Genomic DNA, 21,112 nt, shown 5'->3' on the forward strand with positions numbered 1-21,112 from the left:
ACCTTCCCTTGCGTGTCCGGGGCTGTCGGTCAGGACCGGGTGACCGCCGGCTGAGGGGCTTCTGTCGGGGTGATCTGCGGGGCGTCGGCCGCAGGAGCCTGCTGCCGCACCAGCCACAGGGCAGTGAAGACGGCGCTGGCCAGAGTGACGACCCCGGCAGTGAGGAACGCGGTGTTCAGGCCGCTGCCGAAGGAAGCACCGTGCTCCTGACGCGTGCGCACGATGGCACCGAGCACCGCGACCCCGAAGACCGACCCGATCTGCCGAGTGGTGCTGCTGATCCCCGAGGCGAGGCCGCCTTCGCGGGGACCGACCGAGGAGATGGCCGCTCCGGTCAGCGGGGACATGGTGAGGCCGAAGCCGACACCGGTGATCGCCAGGCGCCACCACACGTTCGGGTACGGCGTGCTCGCATGCACGGCAGCCATCGTCACCAGGCCGGTCCCGGCAAGGACCAGGCCCACGGTGACAACGCTGCGGAAGCCGAACCTGGCGGCGATTCGAGCGGCGTACGGACTGCACACCACCATCGCGATCGAGCAGGGCAGCGTCTCCATCGCAGCGCGCATCACCGAATGGCCCTGGACCGTAACGAAGAATTGAGAGAAGAAGAAACCCGAGCCCATCAGGCCGAAGCCGACGACGGTCATTGCCGCGTTCGAAACGGTGAACAGACGGTGCTTGAACAGACGCAGCGGCAGCATCGGAGTAGCCACGCGGGCCTCGATGGTGAGGAACAGCGCAAGCAGGACGATCGTCGCGCCGAAGCAGGACAGGATCAGCGGCGACGTCCAGCCGAGATCGCCCGCTTCGGTGACCCCAAAGGTCAGCGTGCCCACAAGGAGGAGTGCCAGCACCTGACCGGGCAGGTCGAGCGGGGGCGCATCAGGGTTGCGACGGTCCGGCAGGATGCGCGCACCCACGACAAGCGTCACCACGCCGATGGGTATGTTGATCAGGAAAATGGCACGCCAGTCGAATGCCTCGACCAGCAGGCCGCCGGCTGCAGGCCCGACCGCGAGGCCGATGCCGCTGAAGGTGGCCCACTGACCGATCGCCTTGACCCGTTCCTGAGGCACGGGGTAGCCGGAGGCAAGAAGCGCGAGGCTGGCCGGGCTGAGCGCGGCAGCCCCGATGCCCTGAAGGATGCGAGCGGCCAGAAGCCAGCCGACGGTGGCGGACAGGCTGCACATGAGCGAGGCGAGCGTGAACACGGCCATGCCGCCCAGAAAGATGCGCTTGCCGCCGAAGCGATCCGCGAAGACGCCGCCGGCGAGCAGCAGCATCGCCACGGCGAGCACATAGGCGTCCACGATCCACTGCAGCCCGGTCAACGTCGTGTCCAGACGCAGTTGCATGTCGGGCAGTGCCGCACTGGTGATGGTGTTGTTGAGTAGAACCATGAACTGGCCGATGCAGGTCAACGCGAGTAAGGCGACCCTGTTGTGAGAACGAACGGGTGCTGTTCGGCGATGTCGGCCAGTTCGGCGACGGTCGAACACAGGGGTAGCTCCTATCGAGAGTCGTGGTATGGAGAGTCGAAGAGGCCGCAGCAGAGCAGAGCGGGCCGACAGGTTCCGCTCGCGCGGTCAGTCCTCGGCGTACATCGACTCGATGGTGTCCGCGTGCAGCTCGGCTATCGCCGTGCGGCGCAGGCTGAGCTTCGGGGTCAGCTCGCCGGTCTCCGGAGTCCACGGGCCGGGCAGCAGGCGGTACTTCTTGATCTGTTCGACGCGGGCGAGGACGGCATTGGCATCGGCGACGGCCTGCGCCACGGCGGCCCGGACGGCCGGGTGGCGGGTCAGGTCGTCCAGACCCGCCACATCGATCCCGTTGGCCTGTGCCCACGCGGGCACCGCCTCCTCGTCCAGAACGAGCAGCGCGGTGACGTAGCGGCGGCGGTCGCCGATGGCGGCGGCCTGGCCGATCAACGGGTGGGCGCGCAGCAGGGATTCCAGCCTGGTCGGGGCGATGTTCTTGCCGCCGGCGGTGATGATCAACTCCTTCTTGCGGTCGGTGACGGCGACCAGGCCGCGGTCGTCCACGGCGCCGACGTCGCCCGTGGGCAGCCAGCCGTCGGCGTCGGTGGCGGGTTCGATGTCCAGAGTGTCGCCGTCGGCGCGCAGGTAGCCGGCGCACACCACGGGGCCACGCAGGAACAGCTCGCCGTCGGCGCCGACCCGGACCTCGATGCCGGGCCCCGGCCGGCCGACCGCACCGAGCGCGAAGACCTCCGGCGTGCTGACGGTCGCGGCGCCGGTGGTCTCGCTGAGCCCCCACACCTCGTAGACGCACAGCCCGAGACCGGCCAGGAACTCGAGCACGGCGGTGGGGATCGGTGCCGCGCCGCTGAAGGCGCGGTGGCAGTCGTCGAGCCCGATGTCGGCCCGGATCGGCTGCAGCACGGCGCCGTCCAACTTCTCACACCGGGCGGCGAGTTCGGCGGGCACCGCCTTGCCGGCCGACCGCAGCCGGTACACCTCGACGGCCGTCTCCTGCGCCTGCCTGACGACCGCGGCCTGCTCAGGCGGCAACGCCGCAAGCCGCGCACGCGCCCCGGCCGCCAGCTTCTCCCACACGCGCGGCACGCCGAAGAACGCGTGCGGGCGCACCGCCTGCAGCGTCGGCAGCAGCTGTGCCGGGTCGTCGCAGATGGTGACGTGGCCGGCGTTGCAGATCGGCATGTAGATGCCCAGCACCCGCTCGGCGATGTGCGCCAGCGGCAGGTAGGCGACGGTGCGTGGATGCTCGGGTACGGCGACCAAACGGTCCTGCATCATCGACTCGTAGATGACGTTGCGGTGCGAGAGCACCACACCCTTGGGATCGCCGGTGGTGCCCGAGGTGTAGACGATGGTCAGTGGCGTCTCGGGCGTCGAGGCGTCGGTGAGCCTTTCGAAGGCGCCCGCGTCGGGCAGCTCGCGGGTCAGCTCGGCGTACGTGACATAGCGCCGGTCACCCGCCGGCACCGCGTCCGGGTCCACGACCACGACCGCGCGCAACCGGTCCATTTCCGCCAGCGCCGGCCGCCAGCGCCGCAGTTGCTCCGCGCCCTCCAGGACGACGACCGTGGCGGCGCTGTGCCGGGCCACGAAGCGCAGTTGTTCGGTGCTCAGCGTGTCGTACGTGGTGCAGGCCAGTGCGCCAAGATGGATCGCGGCCAGATCGGCGGCCCAGTGCTCGGGCCGCTTGGACATCGCCACCAGCATGCGCTCGCCGCGGGACAGACCGAGCCCGGCCAGGCCGTGGGCGAGCGCGGCGGTCTCGGCGCGCAGCCGCGACCAGGTCCAGGTGGTGGCGTCCGGACCGATGCCGCTGGTGAGGGCGGGGTGGTCGGCGAAGTCACGGGCGTTGCGGCGCAGCAGCCCGGTGATCGTCACGTCCTCGGTGGCGACGGACAGGTGGAGCGGTGTTGCTGAGGCCACGGCGGGCTCCCTTCATCGCAAGGGTCGTTCCGGCTTGACTGGGCGCCACTTCAGCCGCGCGGCGTCACCAGCAGGGGGAGGCTGCGCAGATGCGGCAGGGAGCTCTTTGCCACTCGGATACGGGCGCCCGGTGCAATGCGCAGCTGCCAGCGGGCGGCGAGGGCGGCCAGGGCGACGGTCATCGTGGTCGCGGCGAGGTGCTCCCCGACGCAGCGGTGCGGCCCGAGGCCCCAGGGGAAATAGGCGCCGGGTGGGGGTGCCTGGCCGGGACCGGGCTCGGTGCGCTCCGGATCGAAGAGATGAGGGTCGGCGTAGGTGTCCGGGTTCCGGTGCATGGCGCGCGGGCTGTAGCCGACTTCCGAACCGGCCGGAACGAGAGTTCCGGCGAGGACGACATCGTGCCGGGCACGCCGGGTGGAGAGCATCGACGCGTGCAGCCGCAGCGTCTCGTCCACGACCTTTCGGGTGTAGGAGAGCTCCCTGACCCGGTCGTAGGTGAGCGGTTGTCCGTCCAGGACCGACCGAGCCTCGTCGTACAGCCGCTGCTGCACCTTGGGCCGGATGGCGGTCTCGAAGACGGCCCAGGTCAGCGAGGTGCTGGTGGTTTCGAGGGCGGCGAAGACAAGGATGAGGAACTCACCGCGGATCTCCCGATCGGTGAAGGGACGGCCGGTGTCCGGATGGGTCGCCTTCAGCAGGATGTCGAGGACGTCCGGTACGGAGACGGGGTGGGCCCGTCGGTCCTGGATCAGCCCGTCGATGACGGCGTGGAAGCGATCCATGGCGGCCTCGAAGCGCCGGTTGGCAGGTGTGGGCAGTGACGTCAGGGCCTCGGGGAAGACGGTCCCCGTGAACAGCTTCCCCGAGATCAGGCCGAGGGTGCGCCGGATGTCGCGTACGACGACCGTGGGCAGATCCGCGCTGAACAGGCAGCGCAGCACCACGGCGGCGACGAAGTCCGACATCTCCTCGTCCGCCGGCACGGGCACCCCCGGCTGCCAGGCGGCGAAACGCCGTTCCGCCTCTTCGACGATGGCCTGGGCGTAGCCGCGGACGCTGGTCCGGCTGAAGGCCGGCTGGATGGTGCGCCTCTGGTGCCGGTGGTCCGCACCGTCGGAGGCGATCGGCGGATTCCCGAAGTGACCGGCCAGGACTTCGAAGAAGCGACCGCGTTCGAAGGTGTCGGTGTCGACCTGGATGCGGTGCACCAGGTCCGGGTCGTTGGCCAGGTAGAGGCCGAAGGGCCCGAACTCGACCCGCACCAGCGGATCCTGGGTCCTGATGGACTCGAAGAACGACAGCGGCCTGCGCAGCAGTGCGGGCACATGGCCCAGGACGGGAACCCGCCCGGGTGCCGGCGGGCAGGGGACAGTGGTGGTCGCTGACATGGTTCTACGGGCTCCTCGTCGTTGCCTGATCGGCAGGTTCCGTGGTCAGTGGCGAGTGCTGGGCACAGTGCCGACGGCGAGCACGTTGCCCTCGCTGATGTATCCGTCGGGGTCGTCCAGCGGGTGGGCGGGATCGGTGGGGTCGGCGAACCTCTGCCACGTGCTGCTGAGGCCGAGCACCAGGGCCTGCCTGGCCAGCTGTGCGCACGCAGCCTTGTAGAAGTCCTGTGCGGCGGGAGCCAGTGGGGCATGGTGCTCGATCAGGATGGTCTGCTGGCGTACGTCGGTGAGTCCGGCGCGTTTGAGGTGTCGGTAGAGCTCGCGGCTGCGCAGGAGCTGGCGGGCGTACCCGGGTTCCGCGCCCGCGGTGCGGAAGAAGTCGGCGAAGAGGTAGGGGTCTGCGGGCCGGGCGGTGATCAGGTGGGCGTCCAGGTCCTTGATGGCGAGGGTGCCGCCGGGACGGATGACGCGCATCAACTCCGCGAGTGCCCCCGCGAGCTCGGTGTCATCGAGATACTGCACGGTGTTGGCACACCAGGCGGCGTCGAAGGTGTCGTCCGGGTAGGGCAGGTCCAGGAGGCTTGCCGCGCGGACGTCGGTGGGGCAGGGCAGGTGCCAGGTGTCCGCGAGGTCTGCGGCGAGCACGGCGTTCTCCTCGGCCAGGTCGATGGCCGTGACTCTGCCCTCGCTGCCGACGAGCGCGGCGAGGTGCGGCAGAAAGTCGCCGGTGCCGCAGCCCGCGTCGAGGACATGTTGTCCCGGGTGGAGACCGGCCTGGCCGAGCAGAGCCAGATAGGGCTTTTCGCACGCGCGGAAGTGCGCGTCGACGATGGTGTGATGGGTGAAGCCGAGGCCGGTCGAGGAGGTGTAGCCCCAGTCCTCGTGGTCTTTGGTCAGCATGCCCGGGCTCCGCTCGCGATGCCCGCCGCGGCGTCGATTTCGTCGAGGAGTCCACAGAGGGCGTGAGTGACCTCTTCGGGGGCTTCCAGAGGCTGGAGATGTCCCGCGCGCGGGAGGGTGATCAGGCGCCCGTGCGGCAGTACGTCCGCGACGTAGCGGGATTCCTGCGGTGTGACCAGCGCGTCCTGCGCGCCGGCGATCACCAGGGCAGGTATCCGGGCAGCACTGAGGACGTCGGTGGAGTCGGGGCGGGCCGCGATCGCCCGCTGGGCCCAGGCCAGGGCAGCGGGGTCGGCAGCGTGGGCGTCGGCCAGGACCCGCGCGAGTAGCTCGGGGTGGTCGGCGCGGGTGGTGTGGGCGAGCAGCAGGGGCGTGACGCGCTCCACGATCGCCGGGCGGTGGGCCGGGTCCTGGACCAGCTCCGCGAACGTGAGCCGTTGGGCTGCCGCTTCGGGTTCGTCGGCGGTGGCGCGGGCGGAAAGGAGCGCGAGCCCCGCGACCCGGTCGGGACAGCGGCGCAGGAATGCCATGGCCGCATAGCCGCCCATGGACGATCCGGCAAGGACCACCCGGTCCATGCCGTGCTCGTCGAGCGTGCGGGCCAGGTCGTCGGCGATCACGTCGAGGCAGGGCGGGCTGTCGCCGAGCGGGGTTTCGCCGAAGCCCCGCTGGTCGACAGCCAGTACCGGATGCCCCCGGGCGCGCAAGGCGCGCTCCTGGGCTTCCCACATCGAGGCGTGCAGAGACAGGGCGTGCAGCAGGACGACAGGCGTGCGGTGCCGGGTGCCGGGCAGGTCAGAGCTCGCTGTCACCGGGAGGCCTCCGCCTCGGCCGTGGTGATGAACTCCCGTATGTGGTCGTGGACCTCGGCGCCGCGGCGCCACGCGAGGGTGACCGGAGCGGGCGGCAGGTCGTGGATCGGCACGACCTTGATGCCGGGCGGTGCGAGGTCGGCGAGGGAGATCAGCGAGATGTGGATGGCGTCGCCGGCGGCGACCATGCGCATCATCTCCGGGATGGTGCGGACCCGGCGGTTGCGGCGGATGGGACGCCCGGCGAGGGTGCGCGGCGGTACGACGTCGTCCCAGACGTATGCGGGGAAGCTGCCGGGCGGGGCGAAGGCGTCGTAGTCGGCGAGCTCCTCGATGGAGACCGACTCACGGGCGGCGAGCGGATGCCCGGAGCCGACGACCACGGCACGGGCGTCCTCGGTGAGTACCCGGCTGCTGACCAGGTCGGACTCGTTGATGCCGAACTTCACGATCATCACGTCGAGTTCGCCGGCGCGAACGCCACGAAACGGATCCGCGATGTCGTACTCGATCAGCTGCACGTCGGCCTCCCCGCGGCCGGCGAGCCGGATGATGCGGGCAGCCACCTCGGTGGATCCGTGGTAGCCGAACCGGACGGTCCTGGAGTCGGCAGCGGTCAGGGTCTGCTCAGGCAACGAGTGCCTCCTCGGTCAGCCCAGCGGCCGCTTTCAGCCGTCCGGGAAGGTGCTTTTCAGTGGTCACGCGCACGGTGGCCAGGCGCGCGGACAGCCCGACGATCCGGGGTACCTGGTGCACGACCAAGTGGTCGCCTGCTGCGATGAGGCCGTCCAGGACGGCTTCCGCCAGCACGTGGTTGACGTGCACCAGAGCCTCCGAGATGGTGCAGTCCGCGGTGGCGACGTACAGGTCGCGGCGAGCTCGCGGGCGTCCCGGCGGGCGGTGTCCGTCCGGTAGCTCGACAAGGATGTCCGGTCGGGGCGGCAACCCGGCGGGTGCGTCGAAGAGCTTCAGGAGCCTGCGCAGCGAGGAGGTCAGGGCGGCGGGCCCCGGCGTAGTCCACGCCGCGGAATCGTCGTCGGCGGTGTGCGCGAAGCGGAACCGCTCCCGCAGCTGCGCCGGGTTGCCCGCGAGGAAGACGGTGCGGGTGAAGGACGTACGCCAGTCTGCTGCCTGTTGCGGTCCGACACCGAGAGCGAATACGCAGGTGTCGCGCACCCACTGGGCCAGATCGAAGTTCCTGAGCACCACCGTGACCAGGCTTCCCGCGTCGCCTTCTGCGGTGATGTCGCACCAGGCGGCGGTCAGGCCGTCATACGAGGTCAGGTCGTGCCGGGCACCGAGGTCGGGACGGGCGGTGCGGATGCGCCTCGCTTCCTGTTCGCGCAGGCAGTCCTGCGTTATGGGAGCCACCGTCGTCGTCACAGGAACACCGTCCTCAGCAGGTCGGCAGCAGGAGCGGCGCGGCGCTTGCCGAGGAGGTGGGAGGTCAGCCGGTAGGGGTTGACATACACGTGGTCCTTGCGGTGCTGCGCCAGCCGGTCCTGGAGCGCCGCCCCGTCCGTCTCCGGGCCGGCCGCGTCCAGCAGACGTGCGGCCCGCTTGATGCACTGCCGCAGCAGATCCGAGCGGAACGACTGCTGCCGTCCGGGACCCAGTACGGCGATGAAATACAGCCGCATGCCCAGGCGTACGGCGCCCTCGTGGTATTCGGCACGTGCGGCGTCGATGAGCGTCCCGGCGTGCAGACCCCGCCAACCGCCATGCCGTGCGGAGTGGATCCGGCCCTCGACGGGCACCCGGCCCACCGCAACCCGCCGCACGCGTGGGCCGAGCGCTGTCAGAACCCGCTCCAGTTGCCGGTAGTCGGGGTCGAGTTCGTGATCGTAGAGAAGTACCACTTCGTCGAAGTCCGGGGCGAGCGGAATGAGCTCCCGCAGGGCACAGGCAAGGTAGTTCGGCCGTCCGTCCGCAGCGACCAGCCGGCGCAGGTTCAGTCCGAAGCGGGTGAGGTCCAGGTAGACGGGACCGCCCACCTCGCGCTGGTCCAGGCACATGCCAAGACCGGTGAGCCGTTCAAGGACGGCGTCCAGGCCCAAGCCGGGCGGCTGGTGCTGCAGGAGTCCCGGGTTGTGCAGGGCGAGAGCCGCGTAGTGCTCGGACCACAGCTGCAGGATGCGGGTGCTCACCGGATGCACCCAGCCGCGTTCGACCGCTTCGGCGTACGGGAGCAACGCCTGCGCGGGTGCGCGCTCGGCCGCGCGGAAGGCGACGTACAGCTCACCGATCCGTTCCTCGGTGAAGTCGCCGTAGTCGGTGGCACCACGGCTGCGGTCGAGGAACTCCCAGAATCCCAGGGTCTGTTCGGTGGGGTGGTAGGTGGTGTGGCTGTAGCGGTAGGCAACGTCCGCGAGGGGGCGGGTCGCCCGGTACATCACGTCCGTCCACAGCAGCCCCTTGAGATGGCTCGGAGTGAGCGGCTTGGACGGAGTGACGGTGATGGGCGCAAGGAGCACCCGGGGCCGGTCCACCGCGTCCGGCCGCGGGCGGGGGCCTGCCACGGAAAGGGTCGTCATCTGCGAGTCCCTCCTGCCGAGGTGACACGGCGTACGAGCTCTTCACGGCTGAGCGGCGGGGACGGTGCAGGACCGGCGGAGGCCGCCTGCCTGACCCGGGCGAGGAACTTGTCGTCGTCGAAGAGCTCCGCGGGCGTGGACAAGGTCATGAGCATGCGCATGAGTCCCCGCCACACCGTGCCGTCGCTGCGGGCCGCGTTCACGATCTCCTCGGTGGTGGGCAGATCGCCATGGGGCACAGGCACAGCGGGGGCGCCGTCGACGGCGGCCTGCCAGCGGGCGATGCGGAGCCGGTCGGATCCCACGGACTGCTCGTACCAGGGCAGGAACAGTTCGTGGGTCATACGGGCGACCGCCCGGCGCTGCGCGATGCCGATGTCGGGCTGTTCGGCCAGCAGGTCCGCGAGCCGGAAGGCGTGGTCGAGGGCGAGCGACATGCCGCGGCCGAAGAGCGGGTTGGTGATGCAGGCGGCATCGCCGACTTGGAAGAGGCCCGGGACCGGCCACTGCTGCGGACCGGCCACCCCCCGCAGGGTGTTGGGCGGACTGGAGATCACCCGCACCGCAGAGATGGGGAAGCTGACGCCGTCCTCCAGCCAGGGGGCGAGGCCCGGGGTGGCGCGGGCGGCTGCGGCGAACCCGGGGCGGGTGCGCAGGCCCTGCAACGCCTTGTCGCCCGGCAGGGAGCCCAGGGCGATGGAGAAGGTGCCGTTGTCGCCGGGGTGCAGCACACCCGCGTAGTGACCGAAGACGTCTCCGACACCATGGCCGCGGCTGAGTGGCCCCGGCAGGGTGCGGCTGGTCAGCCGGTAGAAGCGAGTGTGGCCGACCAGCCCGGACGGGCTGGTGCGGTCGGCGGCCAGGGGGACTCCGGCGCCGTGCAGCCAGCGGCGGGACAGCGCCCGGCGCCCGGTCGCGTCCACCACGATGTCGGCGGGAATGCGCTCGCCCGTGCCGGTGACGACGGCTTCCACACTCCGGTGCCGGGGGTGGAGTTCGAGGCCGACGACGGTGGTGTCGTGCCGGATGGTGACGTCGGCCACGTTGCCGACCGTTCGGTGCAGCAGGATCTCCAGACTGGAGCGGCGGCAGCCGAGCGCGACCAGTTCGCTGTCGCCGGATTCCCGGGCACTGTCGGTGGCTTCGGCGGGCAGCGCCTGGGTGAGGTCGAGGAGGGGCGCGCCCGCGGCCCTGGCGTCCGCCAGCACCTGTGGTGCGCGCTCGCGCAGGACGCGTACGCCGAGCGAGGTGAGCGTGTGCGACTGCAGGCCCTGGGGCACGGTCGGGCGCTGCCACGTGGCGTCGGCTGTGGACGACTGGGGCGGTTCCGGGGCGCGCTCCAGAACCAGGACGCGGTACCCGATACCGGACAGCGCGAGCGCGCTCGCCAGTCCGGCGACGCTTCCGCCGGCGATCACTGCGGTCGGCATGTCAGCGCCGCCGCCCGTGGACGAAGAAGACACGGCGCACGTGGCGCTCGCTGCGCGGGGGCACCGGATCGGGCCAACGCCCGAAGTCGGCGCCCGCCTCGCCGGGCTGGGTCGCCCGCACGTCGAATCCGTGGCGGCCGAAGAGCTCCTCCGGCTCGTCCGTGCCGAACAGCCAGGGGCACCCCCAACCGCTGAAGACATCGAGCAGGCCACGCATGTGGGGCAGGGTCAGGGCGGCGGAGTTGACGATGTCGGCGGCGACACGGCTGCCGGGGGCCGAGATCGCGGCCACCCGCTCGAGGATGCGGTGGGCGTCGGGCTCGGGGATGTAGTAGAGGAGCCCTTCGAGCAGCCAGGTGGAGGGGACGGTGGGGTCGTATCCCGCGGCCTTCAGGCAGGCCTCCCAGTCGGGCGAGGTGAGGTCGACGGCGACCTTCCGGTGGGCAGTGCGCGGCTCGGCCGCCCCGAACCGCTCGTCCTTGTACGCGAGTACGGCCGGACGGTCGACTTCGAACCAACGCACCCGGTCGGGCCAGTTCAGGCGGTAGGCGCGGGAGTCCATGCCGGCCGGGGCCAGCACGATCTGCGTGGTGCCCGGGTCCTCGGCCGCCTCCTGGAGGTAGTCGTCGAAGAACCGGGTGCGGATCGCGTTGTAGTCGGGGGTGCTCGGCACGGTGCGCTCGCGGCCCGGCGGGAAGGTGACGTGACGCACCTCGGCGAGCAGTTCGGGGCCGATGTCTCCGGCGAGGTCGGCGGCGTACGGGTCCTCGTACAGCCGGTCCGCGCGCTTGGTCTCGGCGGCCCGCAGGGCGGCGGTGAGAAGCGCGGTGCGCTCGACGGCGTCCAGTGATGTACCCATGTCGGTCCTCCGGTTGGTCGGTGCGCCGGCACGCGGCGGCTCGTCGCCGGCCAGGCTCAGGGGGCTGCTGTGCCCCGCCGTTCGGGGCCCTGCCCGGTCAGCCGGGCCCACTGCTGCGGGTCCTGCCTGAACAGCCGGTCCTTGACCTGAGTGGGCCGGATGCCGCTCTCGACCCGGGCCTGCCACTCGCGCAGGAAGGCATCGGAGTCCAGGTGAAGGAGTGCCGGCGCGGACAGCCGGCCCCGAGTGCGTGCCGTGCGGTAGTCGGCCGATTCGCGCTGCAGGGCCTCGTCGAGGAGGGCGGTGAAGCGGTCGGACTCGTCCCGGCTCCATGGGGTGCGCAGGGCGACGGCGAATTCGTAGCCCGCGGAACGGTGCGGGGATTCGGTGACCCGGCAGGCGGCGTTGCGCAACTCGAGACCGGTGGCATGCAGCGCACTGTGCAGGGCCCTGATCACCTGGGCGTCGCGCAGCCGCTCGCCGGCGTGGTCGGAGCGGTTGGCGCGGCCGGTGTACGCGAGGCGGGGGACGCCGTCCCGATGGTCGACGACGCGTACGACGTCGCCGACCGCGTAGCGGTAGAGCCCGCCGACGTGGCTGAACACCACGTGGTAGTCGCGGTCCGCCTCCAGTTCATGGGGCTGGAGGGTGGCGGTGTCGGGGCCGAGGTCCCGGTCGGCGTCGGCGAACTCGTACACCGCGGCGTTCACCACGAGGCTGCCGGCACAGGCGTGCCGGTCGAGGGCCACGCCCACCGGGCCTTCGGAGGCGGCCACGGGGGCGGGCAGGGCGGCAACATCGGGGCCGAACTCCTCGCGCAGCCGCGGGAGATACAGCGAGGCGGGCCCGGTGGTCCAGCAGAACAGAGCACGCATGCGGGGCCAGATGTGGGACGGGCGCACGGTGCCGTGACGGTGGGCGAGGCGCTCGAGTTCGGTGGCGCGGGCGGGGTTGGGGGTGCGGTGCGGCAGTCCGCCGAGCGTGCCGTCGCGGACCTCCTTGACGATGCGGGGCCACCACAGATTCAGCTGGTACGGCACGGCGGCGACCATCGCCGGGTTGATGCCGATGATGCAGCGGACGTCGCTCTCCACCGCGAGGCGCAGCCGCAGATACATCTTCTCCGCGTGCTGATCCGCCGCGACGGGCACGGCTAGCGTGGCCCAGGGGGCGCCGGTGCCGGGCTCTGCGGACAGCGGTTCCCCGAAAGCGGCGCCGAAGTCGACCTGGCTGGCGCCGACATGCGGGCGGCCGGAGGCTGTGGTGGGCGGGGCCGCGATGGGGTCGTGCTTGAGATTCAGGACCGCGCCGGGAGAATCCAGGATGTCCGGGAAGTGCTCGATGAGGGGCGCCCACGCGGCGTAGTAGAAGGGAAAGAAGGTCGTGCGCATGAAGCGGGGGGTCACCGGGATCTTCTTGTGGGCGCCGGTGCTGCCGCTGCTGGTGAAGAACACTGTGGGGCGGTCGGCGGTCAGGACGTTCTGCTCGCCGCCCGCGGCCCGCTCGATCCACGGCTCGAGATCGGCGTACGTCTGTACGGGGACGGCCCTGCGGTAGTCGGTGAGGCTGCGGATGCGGGCGAAGCCGTGCCGCTTTCCGTACTCCGTACCCGCGTTGAACTCCAGCAGGTCGCTCAGCACCCGCCGCTGGTGGCCGACCGGGTCGGCGAACGCAGCCCGCAGGACCTGCCGTTCGGCAAGGACGCGCTCGCGGTAGCGCCGTAACCGGGCGGGGTCGGCCCAGGCTTCAGCCAAACTCATGGGTGAGTACCTCTCGTATCGCCGCCGCGGTGGACTCCGGACGGTCCATTTCCTCGATGACGGTGACGGGCAGGTCCTGGATTTCGTCCCTCATGACCTTGGCCAGATCGGTCTGGTACCGCCTGAAGCCGTCCCGGTCCGGCTGCGCACCGTAGTGCTCCAGGAGGTTGAGACCGGCCCCCTGCCGACTGCGCTGCCAGGTCGTTTCAGGCGGTACGTCGAGGTAGATCACCCGGTTCGGCCGGGGAAAGGTGCGCCACCAGGCGAGCAGAGGGCTTTCCCCGGCTCCGGCGAGGCGGCATTTCGCCAGCAGCTTGTAGTAGTAGGAGTCGACGACAACAGGGGTGCCGGCGTCGGCGCGCAGCAGCTGGTCGCGCAGGTGGACGACGGCGGTCTGCACAAGTGTGGCGAAGAACTCCGGGGACCAGGCGCCCGGGTGCGGCGCCACATCCTTGACGACGTTCCGGCGCAGTCGGGCTATGAGGGCGTGCTCGGGAGCGAGGCGGGTGTCGTCCACGGAGAGGAGCTGCCACTGGGGCGCTGTCCGGGCGAGTTGGTCCAGTGACGAAGACTTGCCTGAGTAATCGGGGCCCAGGAGTACGCAGAAGGGCGGGTGCCCGGTGTCGAAGTCGATGAGAGACCTCCTCTAGAGGGCCGACACGAAGGTGTCGACGACCAGACCCGCCTGCACCGGATTGAGCCGGGGGTCGCAGAGGCTGGTGTAACGCGCCGCCAGGGCCGCCTCGTCCGGCACGTCTGCGCCCACGCACTCGGTGACGTGCTCGGCGGCGGTCTCCAGATGCAGGCCGCCAGGGCGGACCCCGACGCCGCGCAGGGCGGAGACGAAACCCCGGACCTCGTCGCAGACATCCTCAAGGCGCCGGGTCTTGAGTCCGTTCGCGGCCTTGTACGTGTTGCCGTGCATCGGGTCGCAGAGCCAGACGACGGGGTGACCCGCGTTCTTCACGGCCTGCGCGAGAGCCGGCAGCAGCGTGCGCACGTCGTCCTTCCCGAACCGCGCGATCAGCGTCAGGCGGCCGGGCTCACGCCCGGGGTCGAGACGCTCGACCACGTCGAGCAGGTCCCGCACCTTCGCCTTGCCGCTCACCTTGCAGGCAACCGGATTCATCACGTCCGCCAGCAGCCGGACGTGCGCGCCTTCGCCGTGCCGCGTGCGCTCTCCTATCCACGGGAGGTGGGTGGAGCCCAGGAACCAGCCGCCTGCGGACTCGTCGAACCGCACCAGGGCCGTCTCGTAGTCCATCACCAGGGCTTCATGGCTGATCCAGGTGCGCTGTCCGACCACCGGATCTTGGCCGCGGCGTCCGTCGAGGGCATCGGCCACCGTCTTGGCGGCCCGGTAGGCGCGCAGCATGCGGTCGGGGTCGTGCCTGCGGGATGCCGCCTCCGGGACCTCGGAGTTGACGATGTGGCCGCGGAAGACCGGCAGCAGGCGGCCGCCCACGTCCTCCGTGGGAGCTGACCGGGGTTTGGCGAACTGGCCCGCGAGCCTGCCGATCCGGACGACCGGAATTCCGGTCGAGACCGCGACGGTGTCGGCGAGGCGCACGAGGGCCCTCTCCTTGCGCGCTGCGTGCTCGGGCGTGCACTCCGCGAAGTCCTCCGCGCAATCGCCGGCCTGGAGCACATGGCCGTCGCCGGCCGCGACGCCGGCGAGTTCGCGGCGCAGCTGGAGCAAGTCGGGCAGCCGGGTGAGGACGGGACGGCCGGAGAGGTCGGCGCAGACCTCGTCACGCCGGGCCGGATCCGCCCAGGAGGGCTGCTGGCCCGCTCGGTAGAAGCGCCAGCCGGTCTGGTCTCCGGCGTGGGAGTGTGGGGTACGGGCCGCTTCTTCAGCATCCGCAAAGGCCTGGGACATGAGAGTTCCTTCGCTGTGTCGAACGGCGATCAGGCGGAGTGGTAACTCGGGCCTAGTCATCCGCGAGCTGCACTATGTGCGGATTGAACTGCTCGTGCACATAGGCCCGGCCGCCTGCGGCGTAGTGGATGACGTACTCCTTGAAGGCGGAGTCCACCCACCGGTCGGTGAGGCTGTCCCGCCAGCGCATGAGTCCGGTGGACAGCTGCTCACGGTGCTGGTGCACGTGCTGGTCGCGAAGCTGGATGCCGATGGGGGTAACGGAGTCGGGCACCCCCATCCGGCTGCGTGCAACCTCGTCGAACACCACCCGGTTGATGCTGACCACCTCCTGTTCGGAGGTCACCAGGCAGGAGCGGCGCTCCAGAACGACGGCGGTGTCCGCGAGTCCGAGCGCGGAACGTATGCCGTGCGGGAGCCGGCCTGCCGGGGTGTCGCCCTGGGCGTCGACCCGGATCGACAGCTCGTGGCCGATGAGGGCCTGCAGGAGCAGGGTGGTGGAACCGTCACAGGCCAGCAGCATGCGGGTACTGGCGCTCAGTTCGATCGTCGGCTGGAGGGTGGTCATCGTTGGTCTCCTGGGCTGCCCGTGGTGTGCTGGAGAGGGAACGTCCGGCGATCGCGCCGGTGCGGGGGAGGGGTGGCCACGCCCGGGGGACGTGGCGCGGCCACCCCGGCTGGGATGACGCGCGCCTCAGTGCGCCCGCACCGCTTCGGCCGGCTTGTCGCCGGGCTCGGTGCTGCCGGTGTCGCCCGCGGAGTCGCGCGGCAGCGGCGGGCGGGTGCGCCCGAAGCGGTTCATCAGCGGCCGCTCCACGCCGATGTAGAGCAGCCAGGAGAAGAAGACACTGATGCCTGCCTCCAGGGCGAGCAGTCCGGCCGCGACCGGGGCGCTGTGCACCGGGCTGAGGCCGAAGCGTTCGACGAAGACGTGCACGGTGATGTCATGGACCAGGTAGAAGGCGAACGAGACTTCGCCGAGCCACACGAAGACCCGGTGCCGCAGGACCGAGCGCCGACCCGCGATATCGGTCGTGGCCATCGCGGCGATCAGCAGCGCGACCGGGATCAGCGTCACGGCGCTCATCCCGAACAGCCACGGCACCCACAACAGTTCGACCAGGTAGGCGACGGCGACCAGGAGCAGCGCCGGGGCGACCCGGAAGTTGATCCAGCGGCCGGTCATGACGATGCGGGCCATCAGGATGCCCACGGCGAACTCGATCATCCGGAACGGCGGCAGCTGCCAGACGAACCAGTACTGCCACACGGAGGCCCGGAACCCCAGCGGCATGACGGGCGAGTCGGGCAGGGCCGCGTACGCGATGGCCGGGACGACGAACACGGCGGCGCCCAGGATGCCCACCCACAGCCACAGCCGCTCCGGCCGGATGCGCTGGATCACCCGGTGCAGCCAGGGGAAGCACAGGTAGAAGACGATCTCGACGGAGAGCGACCAGCTGGGCGGGTTGACGCTCTGGAACGTCTTCGCGTCCGGGATCCACGTGTGCAGCAGCAGGAGGTTGGGCAGTGCCTGCTTCCAGGTGTTCTTGGCCCAGGCGAACAGCACCAGCGCGGCGACGAAGGTCACCACGTGGTTGGGGTAGATCTTGACGAGCCGGCGCCGCCAGAACTGGTGGGGCCTGTCGCCCGGGCGGGCCGACCAGGTCAGCACGAATCCGCTGAGTACGAAGAAGAACCCGACACCGAGCCAGCCCGCCTTGCTGACGGCATGCGTGACGGATTCGGCGCTGCCGCCGCTGAACGGGGTGTACGGCGGCAGCGTGGAGTGGAAGAGGAAGACCATGAACGCGGCGAAGAACCGCATGCCGGTCAGCGAGGGCAGCCGTGCAAAGCGCGCGGACGCGGGCACGGTGGTTCTGGTCGGGCTGGACATGGTGAGACTCCCGATGGTGTGGTGAGCGGTCGGCGGCCGGGTCATCCGACCGGTGTGACGACGCCCTTGGCGTCCAGGAGGAACTCGGTGTAGTTGCCGTCGTGCGGCATGCCCGGCACCAGGTCCCAGGGCAGGACGGCACCATGGGTGATCTTCCGGACGGACGGGTCGAGCAGGGCCTGTCCGATGATCGCGGCGTTGTCGGTCAGCAGGTTGAGCACCAGCGACGGCCGCAGCGGTGCGATGCCGTCGGCCGGGCTCCAGGGGGCGACCACGACGAACGGGAAGGCCAGCTCCGTACCGACGGCCGGATGGTCCGCGCGGTCGGCGGCGAGGACCATGGGGCGCGGCAGGAAGGAGCCGTCGCCGAGGTCGACGAGGAAATCGTCGCCGTACAGCGGGGTGCTGTGGTCCGTGAGTTCGGTGGCCAGCTTCGCCATCTGCCGGCGCAGCGCGTCGGCGCGCTCGCGCCCGACGACGAGGAGCTCGCTCTCCGGGTCCGTGGCGGGCAGCACCGGGATGCGCGCCAGCCGTCCGGCGAGCCTGGCCGCGGTGTCGTGGACGTCGTTGCTGGTCAGGATGGCTGAGAGGTTGGTGCAACGGGTGCCGCCGTCGAAGGCGGCGCTCATGGTCAGGTGATCCAGGAGCGCGTCGGTCAGGGGCACGTCGAGCAGGGCCCGGGAGCGCCCCGGGCCGCGGGTGGCCACTCGAGCGTGATCGGTCCAGGTGCTCACTGCCTGCTCGTTGCCGTAGATGATGCCGCGGTCGGCGGCGTTCAGCAGGAACGAACCGACGGCGTGCGGGCTCGGCAGGAAGGCCAGCTTGTCCGGTGGCAGCCCGGCGGACAGCAGCGCGGCGGCCAGCCGGCGAGGGGTGAACGGATCGCGGCTGCCGGGCCGGACGACGACGCTGTAGCCGTGGTAGAGCGGCTGCACCCACGTGGCGTGCGGCTGCGGGTGGTTGCTGGCCATCACGGCCGTGAAGACCCGGCCCGAGGGTGCGCGGTGGACGCGGTGGGTCGGACGTAACTGCGCGGCAGGCAGGTCCGCCGCGGTGGTGGCGGGCAGTTCCTCGATCTCGGCGGCCATGTCCGTCAGGGCACGCCGGACGGTGGTGGACGCGAGACCGGTGGCGCGCACGGTGCGGCGCACATAGTCGTCGGCGCTCTCGCCGTTCAGCTCGGCCGTCGCAAACAGCTGCGCGGCCGTGCGGAACACCTCCGGCTCGGGTGGCCGGCCATCGGCTGAGCGGCGCAGTCGGTTGACGGCGGCCTGGGCGGCCAGCCTGGGGGCGAGGCCGACGTCCGCGAGCGGTTCGCCGTGCACGTCGGTCAGCACGCTGCGGTCGGCGCTCGGCCGGCTCTCACCGGCGACGAAGGGATCGATGACGAGCACTCAGTACACCCCCTCCACGACGTCGGCGTCCTCGTAGGTCGCCACGCTCGCCACCTCCGCGAGGCCGTCGACGCCACCGTCCGAGGCCGGCCGGACCCGCACGGCGCTGTCCCGTTCCAGCACGTTGGGCAGGAACATCTCCTCGCTTACGAGGTTCACCCTGACCCGGCCGCGCTCGCCGTAGCCGACCTGCCTGCCGTCCTCGTCCACCAGGTCCAGGCGGGTGGTCTCGGCGAACGGCTCGAAGACGCAGGCATGGTCGTCCTCCGGCGTCCGTACGCGCTGCGGGGCCACACCCATGAGGCTGTTCCCGTAGATCCCGACCAGGCGGGCGGCGGGGAAGAAGTCCTCCTGGACAAGGCGCAGGCTCTCCGGGCTGAAGGAGGTGCCGGCCCAGATGATGGCCTCGATGCGGGATGCGACGAGTTCGTACAGGTCCGGCCGGGCGCAGATGGCCTCGATCAGCGGGGGTGTGGTGCTCAGGATGCGCACCGGCTGGCTCAGCAGGACCTCGCGAGCCTGGTCGAGGAGGTGGTCGATGTAGTCGTCGGCCTCCTGCTGCCGGCCGGAGGCGAGCAGGCGTTTGACCCAGCGCGGGTCGAGGTCGACGGTGTAGCACAGGCCGCCGGAGGGCTCGACGTAGCGAGAGGTGTCGAAGGCCACCACATGCGGGCCGGTGGGCCCCAGGTGCAGCCAGTCGCCGGTCTCGGGTACGCCGTGGTCGGTCAGCCGCTGCCGGGTCCAGGCGCCCATCCGGGAGCGGTAGGCACCGTCCACGATCCGTTTGGGGGCGCCGGTGGTGCCGCCGGACTCGTAGACACGGAAGACCTGTCCCGGTGCGGCACCCCTGGGTATGAGGTCGGCCGCCGGGGCGGTGCGCAGTTCGCGGCTGACATCGGGAAAGCGCAGCAGGTCGGCCGCGCCGGTGACATCGGCGCGCGGATCAAAGCCCAGGTGTGCGCGGCGGGCCAGCCAGAACGGTGAGCCCGTGCGCTCGTCGAAGTGCCAGGCCATCATCGCGCGGACATGGGCGTCGAAGTCCGCCTCCCCGGCAGGCGGCCGGTGCGGGGCGGGCGGGTGGTCAGGAGTGGTGGTCACGCTTTCGTCCCTTCGGAGCGGTGCGGCGTCAGAACGGCTGGTTGAGCGCGTCGTCCACCTGGTGGGCCACCGCTTCCAGGCCGTTCTCGAGGAAGTCGGTCTGCCGGTCGAGGGCTGCCTGGTCGGTGGTGTTCATCTCGGCCAGGAGGATGTTGCGGGAGGCGTCCTGGGCGATCTTGACGCGGCCGAAGCGGCGTTCCTGGAACTCCGCCAGCAGACCGGGGAGTTCGCCGTCCCGGCCGAGCACCTCGCCGAGTACGGCGGCGTCCTCGATGGCCATGGCCGCGCCCTGGGTACGGTGCGGCGCCATGGCGTGGGCGGCATCGCCGAGCAGCAGCAGCCCTTCGTGGTACCAGGGCAGCGGGAGGAGCACCTCCTCGATCGGCGCGTACACGATGTCGTCGTCGGGCTTGATGCTGTCGCGCAGTTCGCCGATCAGACCTGTGTAGCCGGCCAGCCGCTCGGTGAGAAGGCCGTGGAACCGCTCCCGCGGGTGGCGGGGATTGCCCGGCTCCGGCGTCACGTGGAGCAGGTACATGACATCCTGGTTGAGCGGGAAGAGGCCCGCCTTGGTGCCCATGCCCTGGAAGTACATGTTCCGGGTGACGTCGGCGTGCCGCTCGAGGGCCACCCGCCACACCGAGTAGCCGGTGAACCGGGGCTCGACGCCGAGGGCCGCCTTACGGAACGAGGATCGGATTCCGTCGAACGCGACCACAAGGTCATAGCGTTCGGTGCTGCCGTCGGTGAGGGTGGCCGAGACCCCGCCGTTCGCGGTGGTCCGCATCTCGTCCACGGAGGTGCCATAGCGGACCTTGGTTCCTGCGTCGACACAGGCCTTCTCCAGGATCCGGGCCAGATCCCTGCGCTGGATGGCGCAGTTGGCGGGTACGCCGCCGACCCCCAGCTTCGACCGCAGCGCAAGCAGCAGCCGGGAGGCGGAGTCGTGGAAATCGACACGGTCGAAGGTGAAGCCGTGGGCGAGGACGTCGTCGAGCAGACCGAGTTGTTTCAGGGCCCGCAACGCGTTACCCGGGATGTTGATGCCGACGCCGGCGACGCGGTTCTCCGACTGGATCTCGACGACGGTGGTCTCGATGCCCTGCTGCCCGAGCGCGGCGCCGGCGGCGAGACCGCCGATGCCCCCTCCGATGATCAGGATGCGGCGTTTCACGGTGACTCCTCACGCATGAGTGGACGATTCCGGGTCACTGGTGCTGGTGCTGGTGCTGGTGCTGGTGCTGGTGCTGGTGCTGGGGCAGGCCCGCCACCCAGCGCGCGTGGTTGCGGACGAGCTGCCGGTCGGGTTCGACGAGGAGCAGCACGCGGTCCGAGGCGATGAACTCGTCGGCGAAGGGGGCGCCCAGGTATTTGCGGGACAGCTCGTCGATGTGGTCGCGGGCCTCGGCGCCGAGAATCTCCTTGACCACCCGGCCGCGTATCTCGGCGAAGTTCAGGGGGTCGTCGTGCTGCCAGACGGTGATGGTGGCCCGCGGGTCGCGGCGCAGATTGCGCACCTTCTGCCGGGCCACCTCGCTGTTGAGGGCGAGGTAGTCACCCGCGGTGGAGACCCACACGATCTGGGTCTGCGGGGTTCCGTCGCGCATCAGGGTGGTCAGGGCGGCGAAGTTCGGCCCGTCCGCGAGGGCGCGGACCTCCGGGTCGAGGCGGGGCCCCACCGCGACCTCCATCTCCTGGTGAGCGGGCATGCTGCGTCCTTCCTTCGGGATGGAATT

Annotated in this window: 19 protein-coding genes; all 19 read right to left on the bottom strand. The window is 70.7% G+C overall.

Translation table 11 applies throughout. The features are described 5' to 3' along the window. Positions 1–29 precede the first annotated feature (29 nt). The 19 genes from LMU33_RS15410 to LMU33_RS15500 all read right to left on the bottom strand — a co-directional run bounded on the left by LMU33_RS15410 (position 30) and on the right by LMU33_RS15500 (position 21,085). Positions 30–1,424, bottom strand: a complete 1,395-nt coding sequence (locus tag LMU33_RS15410) for an MFS transporter (protein WP_228620926.1) — start codon at positions 1,422–1,424, stop codon at positions 30–32. Between the two features lie 165 nt (positions 1,425–1,589). Next, positions 1,590–3,425 carry an AMP-dependent synthetase/ligase gene (locus LMU33_RS15415; protein WP_228620927.1) on the bottom strand — a complete coding sequence of 612 codons (1,836 nt, stop codon included), beginning with the start codon at positions 3,423–3,425 and terminating at the stop codon, positions 1,590–1,592. A 50-nt stretch (positions 3,426–3,475) separates the two neighbouring features. Next, positions 3,476–4,813 carry a cytochrome P450 gene (locus tag LMU33_RS15420; protein WP_228620928.1) on the bottom strand — a complete coding sequence of 446 codons (1,338 nt, stop codon included), beginning with the start codon at positions 4,811–4,813 and terminating at the stop codon, positions 3,476–3,478. A 45-nt stretch (positions 4,814–4,858) separates the two neighbouring features. Continuing rightward, the gene (locus LMU33_RS15425; protein WP_228620929.1) at positions 4,859–5,713 is read right to left on the bottom strand and encodes a class I SAM-dependent methyltransferase; all 855 of its coding nucleotides are present in this window, start codon (positions 5,711–5,713) and stop codon (positions 4,859–4,861) included. Further along, positions 5,707–6,525, bottom strand: a complete 819-nt coding sequence (locus LMU33_RS15430) for an alpha/beta fold hydrolase (protein ID WP_228620930.1) — start codon at positions 6,523–6,525, stop codon at positions 5,707–5,709. The genes LMU33_RS15425 and LMU33_RS15430 overlap by 7 nt, the downstream gene beginning before the upstream one ends. Continuing rightward, positions 6,522–7,160 (bottom strand): LysR substrate-binding domain-containing protein, encoded by a 639-nt coding sequence (locus LMU33_RS15435; RefSeq protein ID WP_228620931.1) that lies wholly within the window; start codon positions 7,158–7,160, stop codon positions 6,522–6,524. Before LMU33_RS15435 ends, LMU33_RS15430 begins: the two co-directional genes overlap by 4 nt. Continuing rightward, positions 7,153–7,908 (bottom strand): DUF6182 family protein, encoded by a 756-nt coding sequence (locus LMU33_RS15440; RefSeq protein ID WP_228620932.1) that lies wholly within the window; start codon positions 7,906–7,908, stop codon positions 7,153–7,155. The genes LMU33_RS15435 and LMU33_RS15440 overlap by 8 nt, the downstream gene beginning before the upstream one ends. Then, a complete protein-coding gene (locus tag LMU33_RS15445) occupies positions 7,905–9,059 on the bottom strand; it encodes a hypothetical protein (protein ID WP_228620933.1) in 1,155 nt (384 codons plus the stop codon). The genes LMU33_RS15440 and LMU33_RS15445 overlap by 4 nt, the downstream gene beginning before the upstream one ends. Further along, complete coding sequence (locus tag LMU33_RS15450; protein WP_228620934.1) at positions 9,056–10,489, bottom strand: FAD-dependent oxidoreductase; 1,434 nt, start codon at positions 10,487–10,489, stop codon at positions 9,056–9,058. Before LMU33_RS15450 ends, LMU33_RS15445 begins: the two co-directional genes overlap by 4 nt. A 1-nt stretch (position 10,490) precedes the next feature. Then, positions 10,491–11,348 (bottom strand): class I SAM-dependent methyltransferase, encoded by an 858-nt coding sequence (locus LMU33_RS15455; protein WP_228620935.1) that lies wholly within the window; start codon positions 11,346–11,348, stop codon positions 10,491–10,493. Between the two features lie 56 nt (positions 11,349–11,404). Next, positions 11,405–13,108, bottom strand: a complete 1,704-nt coding sequence (locus LMU33_RS15460; protein ID WP_228620936.1) for a GH3 auxin-responsive promoter family protein — start codon at positions 13,106–13,108, stop codon at positions 11,405–11,407. Further along, positions 13,095–13,625: a hypothetical protein gene (locus LMU33_RS15465; protein WP_308280782.1), complete on the bottom strand. Its 531-nt coding sequence runs from the start codon at positions 13,623–13,625 to the stop codon at positions 13,095–13,097. Before LMU33_RS15465 ends, LMU33_RS15460 begins: the two co-directional genes overlap by 14 nt. A 129-nt stretch (positions 13,626–13,754) precedes the next feature. Beyond that, positions 13,755–14,987, bottom strand: coding sequence for a 3-deoxy-7-phosphoheptulonate synthase (locus LMU33_RS15470; RefSeq protein WP_228620937.1), 1,233 nt, complete (start codon positions 14,985–14,987; stop codon positions 13,755–13,757). Positions 14,988–15,039: 52 nt separating this feature from the next. Further along, positions 15,040–15,555 (bottom strand): hypothetical protein, encoded by a 516-nt coding sequence (locus tag LMU33_RS15475; RefSeq protein WP_228620938.1) that lies wholly within the window; start codon positions 15,553–15,555, stop codon positions 15,040–15,042. A gap of 126 nt (positions 15,556–15,681) precedes the next feature. Further along, positions 15,682–16,884, bottom strand: coding sequence for an acyltransferase family protein (locus LMU33_RS15480; protein ID WP_228620939.1), 1,203 nt, complete (start codon positions 16,882–16,884; stop codon positions 15,682–15,684). Between the two features lie 41 nt (positions 16,885–16,925). Further along, complete coding sequence (locus LMU33_RS15485; RefSeq protein WP_228620940.1) at positions 16,926–18,278, bottom strand: aldehyde dehydrogenase family protein; 1,353 nt, start codon at positions 18,276–18,278, stop codon at positions 16,926–16,928. Further along, entirely contained in the window at positions 18,279–19,376 is a 1,098-nt protein-coding gene (locus LMU33_RS15490) for a phenazine biosynthesis protein (protein ID WP_308280783.1), read from the bottom strand. A 28-nt stretch (positions 19,377–19,404) separates the two neighbouring features. Beyond that, the gene (locus tag LMU33_RS15495; protein ID WP_228620941.1) at positions 19,405–20,550 is read right to left on the bottom strand and encodes an FAD-dependent monooxygenase; all 1,146 of its coding nucleotides are present in this window, start codon (positions 20,548–20,550) and stop codon (positions 19,405–19,407) included. A 34-nt stretch (positions 20,551–20,584) separates the two neighbouring features. Further along, complete coding sequence (locus tag LMU33_RS15500) at positions 20,585–21,085, bottom strand: PPOX class F420-dependent oxidoreductase (RefSeq protein ID WP_228620942.1); 501 nt, start codon at positions 21,083–21,085, stop codon at positions 20,585–20,587. Between the last annotated feature and the right edge of the window lie 27 nt (positions 21,086–21,112).

Source organism: Streptomyces barringtoniae (genome assembly GCF_020819595.1).
GTDB lineage: Bacteria > Actinomycetota > Actinomycetes > Streptomycetales > Streptomycetaceae > Streptomyces > Streptomyces barringtoniae.

Excerpts from the sequence above, each read along its gene's own strand:
- LMU33_RS15420 (WP_228620928.1), bottom strand. The coding sequence starts at position 4,813 with ATGTCAGCGACCACCACTGTCCCCTGCCCGCCGGCACCCGGGCGGGTT.
- LMU33_RS15425 (WP_228620929.1), bottom strand. The coding sequence starts at position 5,713 with ATGCTGACCAAAGACCACGAGGACTGGGGCTACACCTCCTCGACCGGC.
- LMU33_RS15445 (WP_228620933.1), bottom strand. The coding sequence starts at position 9,059 with ATGACGACCCTTTCCGTGGCAGGCCCCCGCCCGCGGCCGGACGCGGTG.
- LMU33_RS15450 (WP_228620934.1), bottom strand. The coding sequence starts at position 10,489 with ATGCCGACCGCAGTGATCGCCGGCGGAAGCGTCGCCGGACTGGCGAGC.
- LMU33_RS15455 (WP_228620935.1), bottom strand. The coding sequence starts at position 11,348 with ATGGGTACATCACTGGACGCCGTCGAGCGCACCGCGCTTCTCACCGCC.
- LMU33_RS15460 (WP_228620936.1), bottom strand. The coding sequence starts at position 13,108 with ATGAGTTTGGCTGAAGCCTGGGCCGACCCCGCCCGGTTACGGCGCTAC.
- LMU33_RS15470 (WP_228620937.1), bottom strand. The coding sequence starts at position 14,987 with ATGTCCCAGGCCTTTGCGGATGCTGAAGAAGCGGCCCGTACCCCACAC.
- LMU33_RS15475 (WP_228620938.1), bottom strand. The coding sequence starts at position 15,555 with ATGACCACCCTCCAGCCGACGATCGAACTGAGCGCCAGTACCCGCATG.
- LMU33_RS15480 (WP_228620939.1), bottom strand. The coding sequence starts at position 16,884 with ATGTCCAGCCCGACCAGAACCACCGTGCCCGCGTCCGCGCGCTTTGCA.
- LMU33_RS15500 (WP_228620942.1), bottom strand. The coding sequence starts at position 21,085 with ATGCCCGCTCACCAGGAGATGGAGGTCGCGGTGGGGCCCCGCCTCGAC.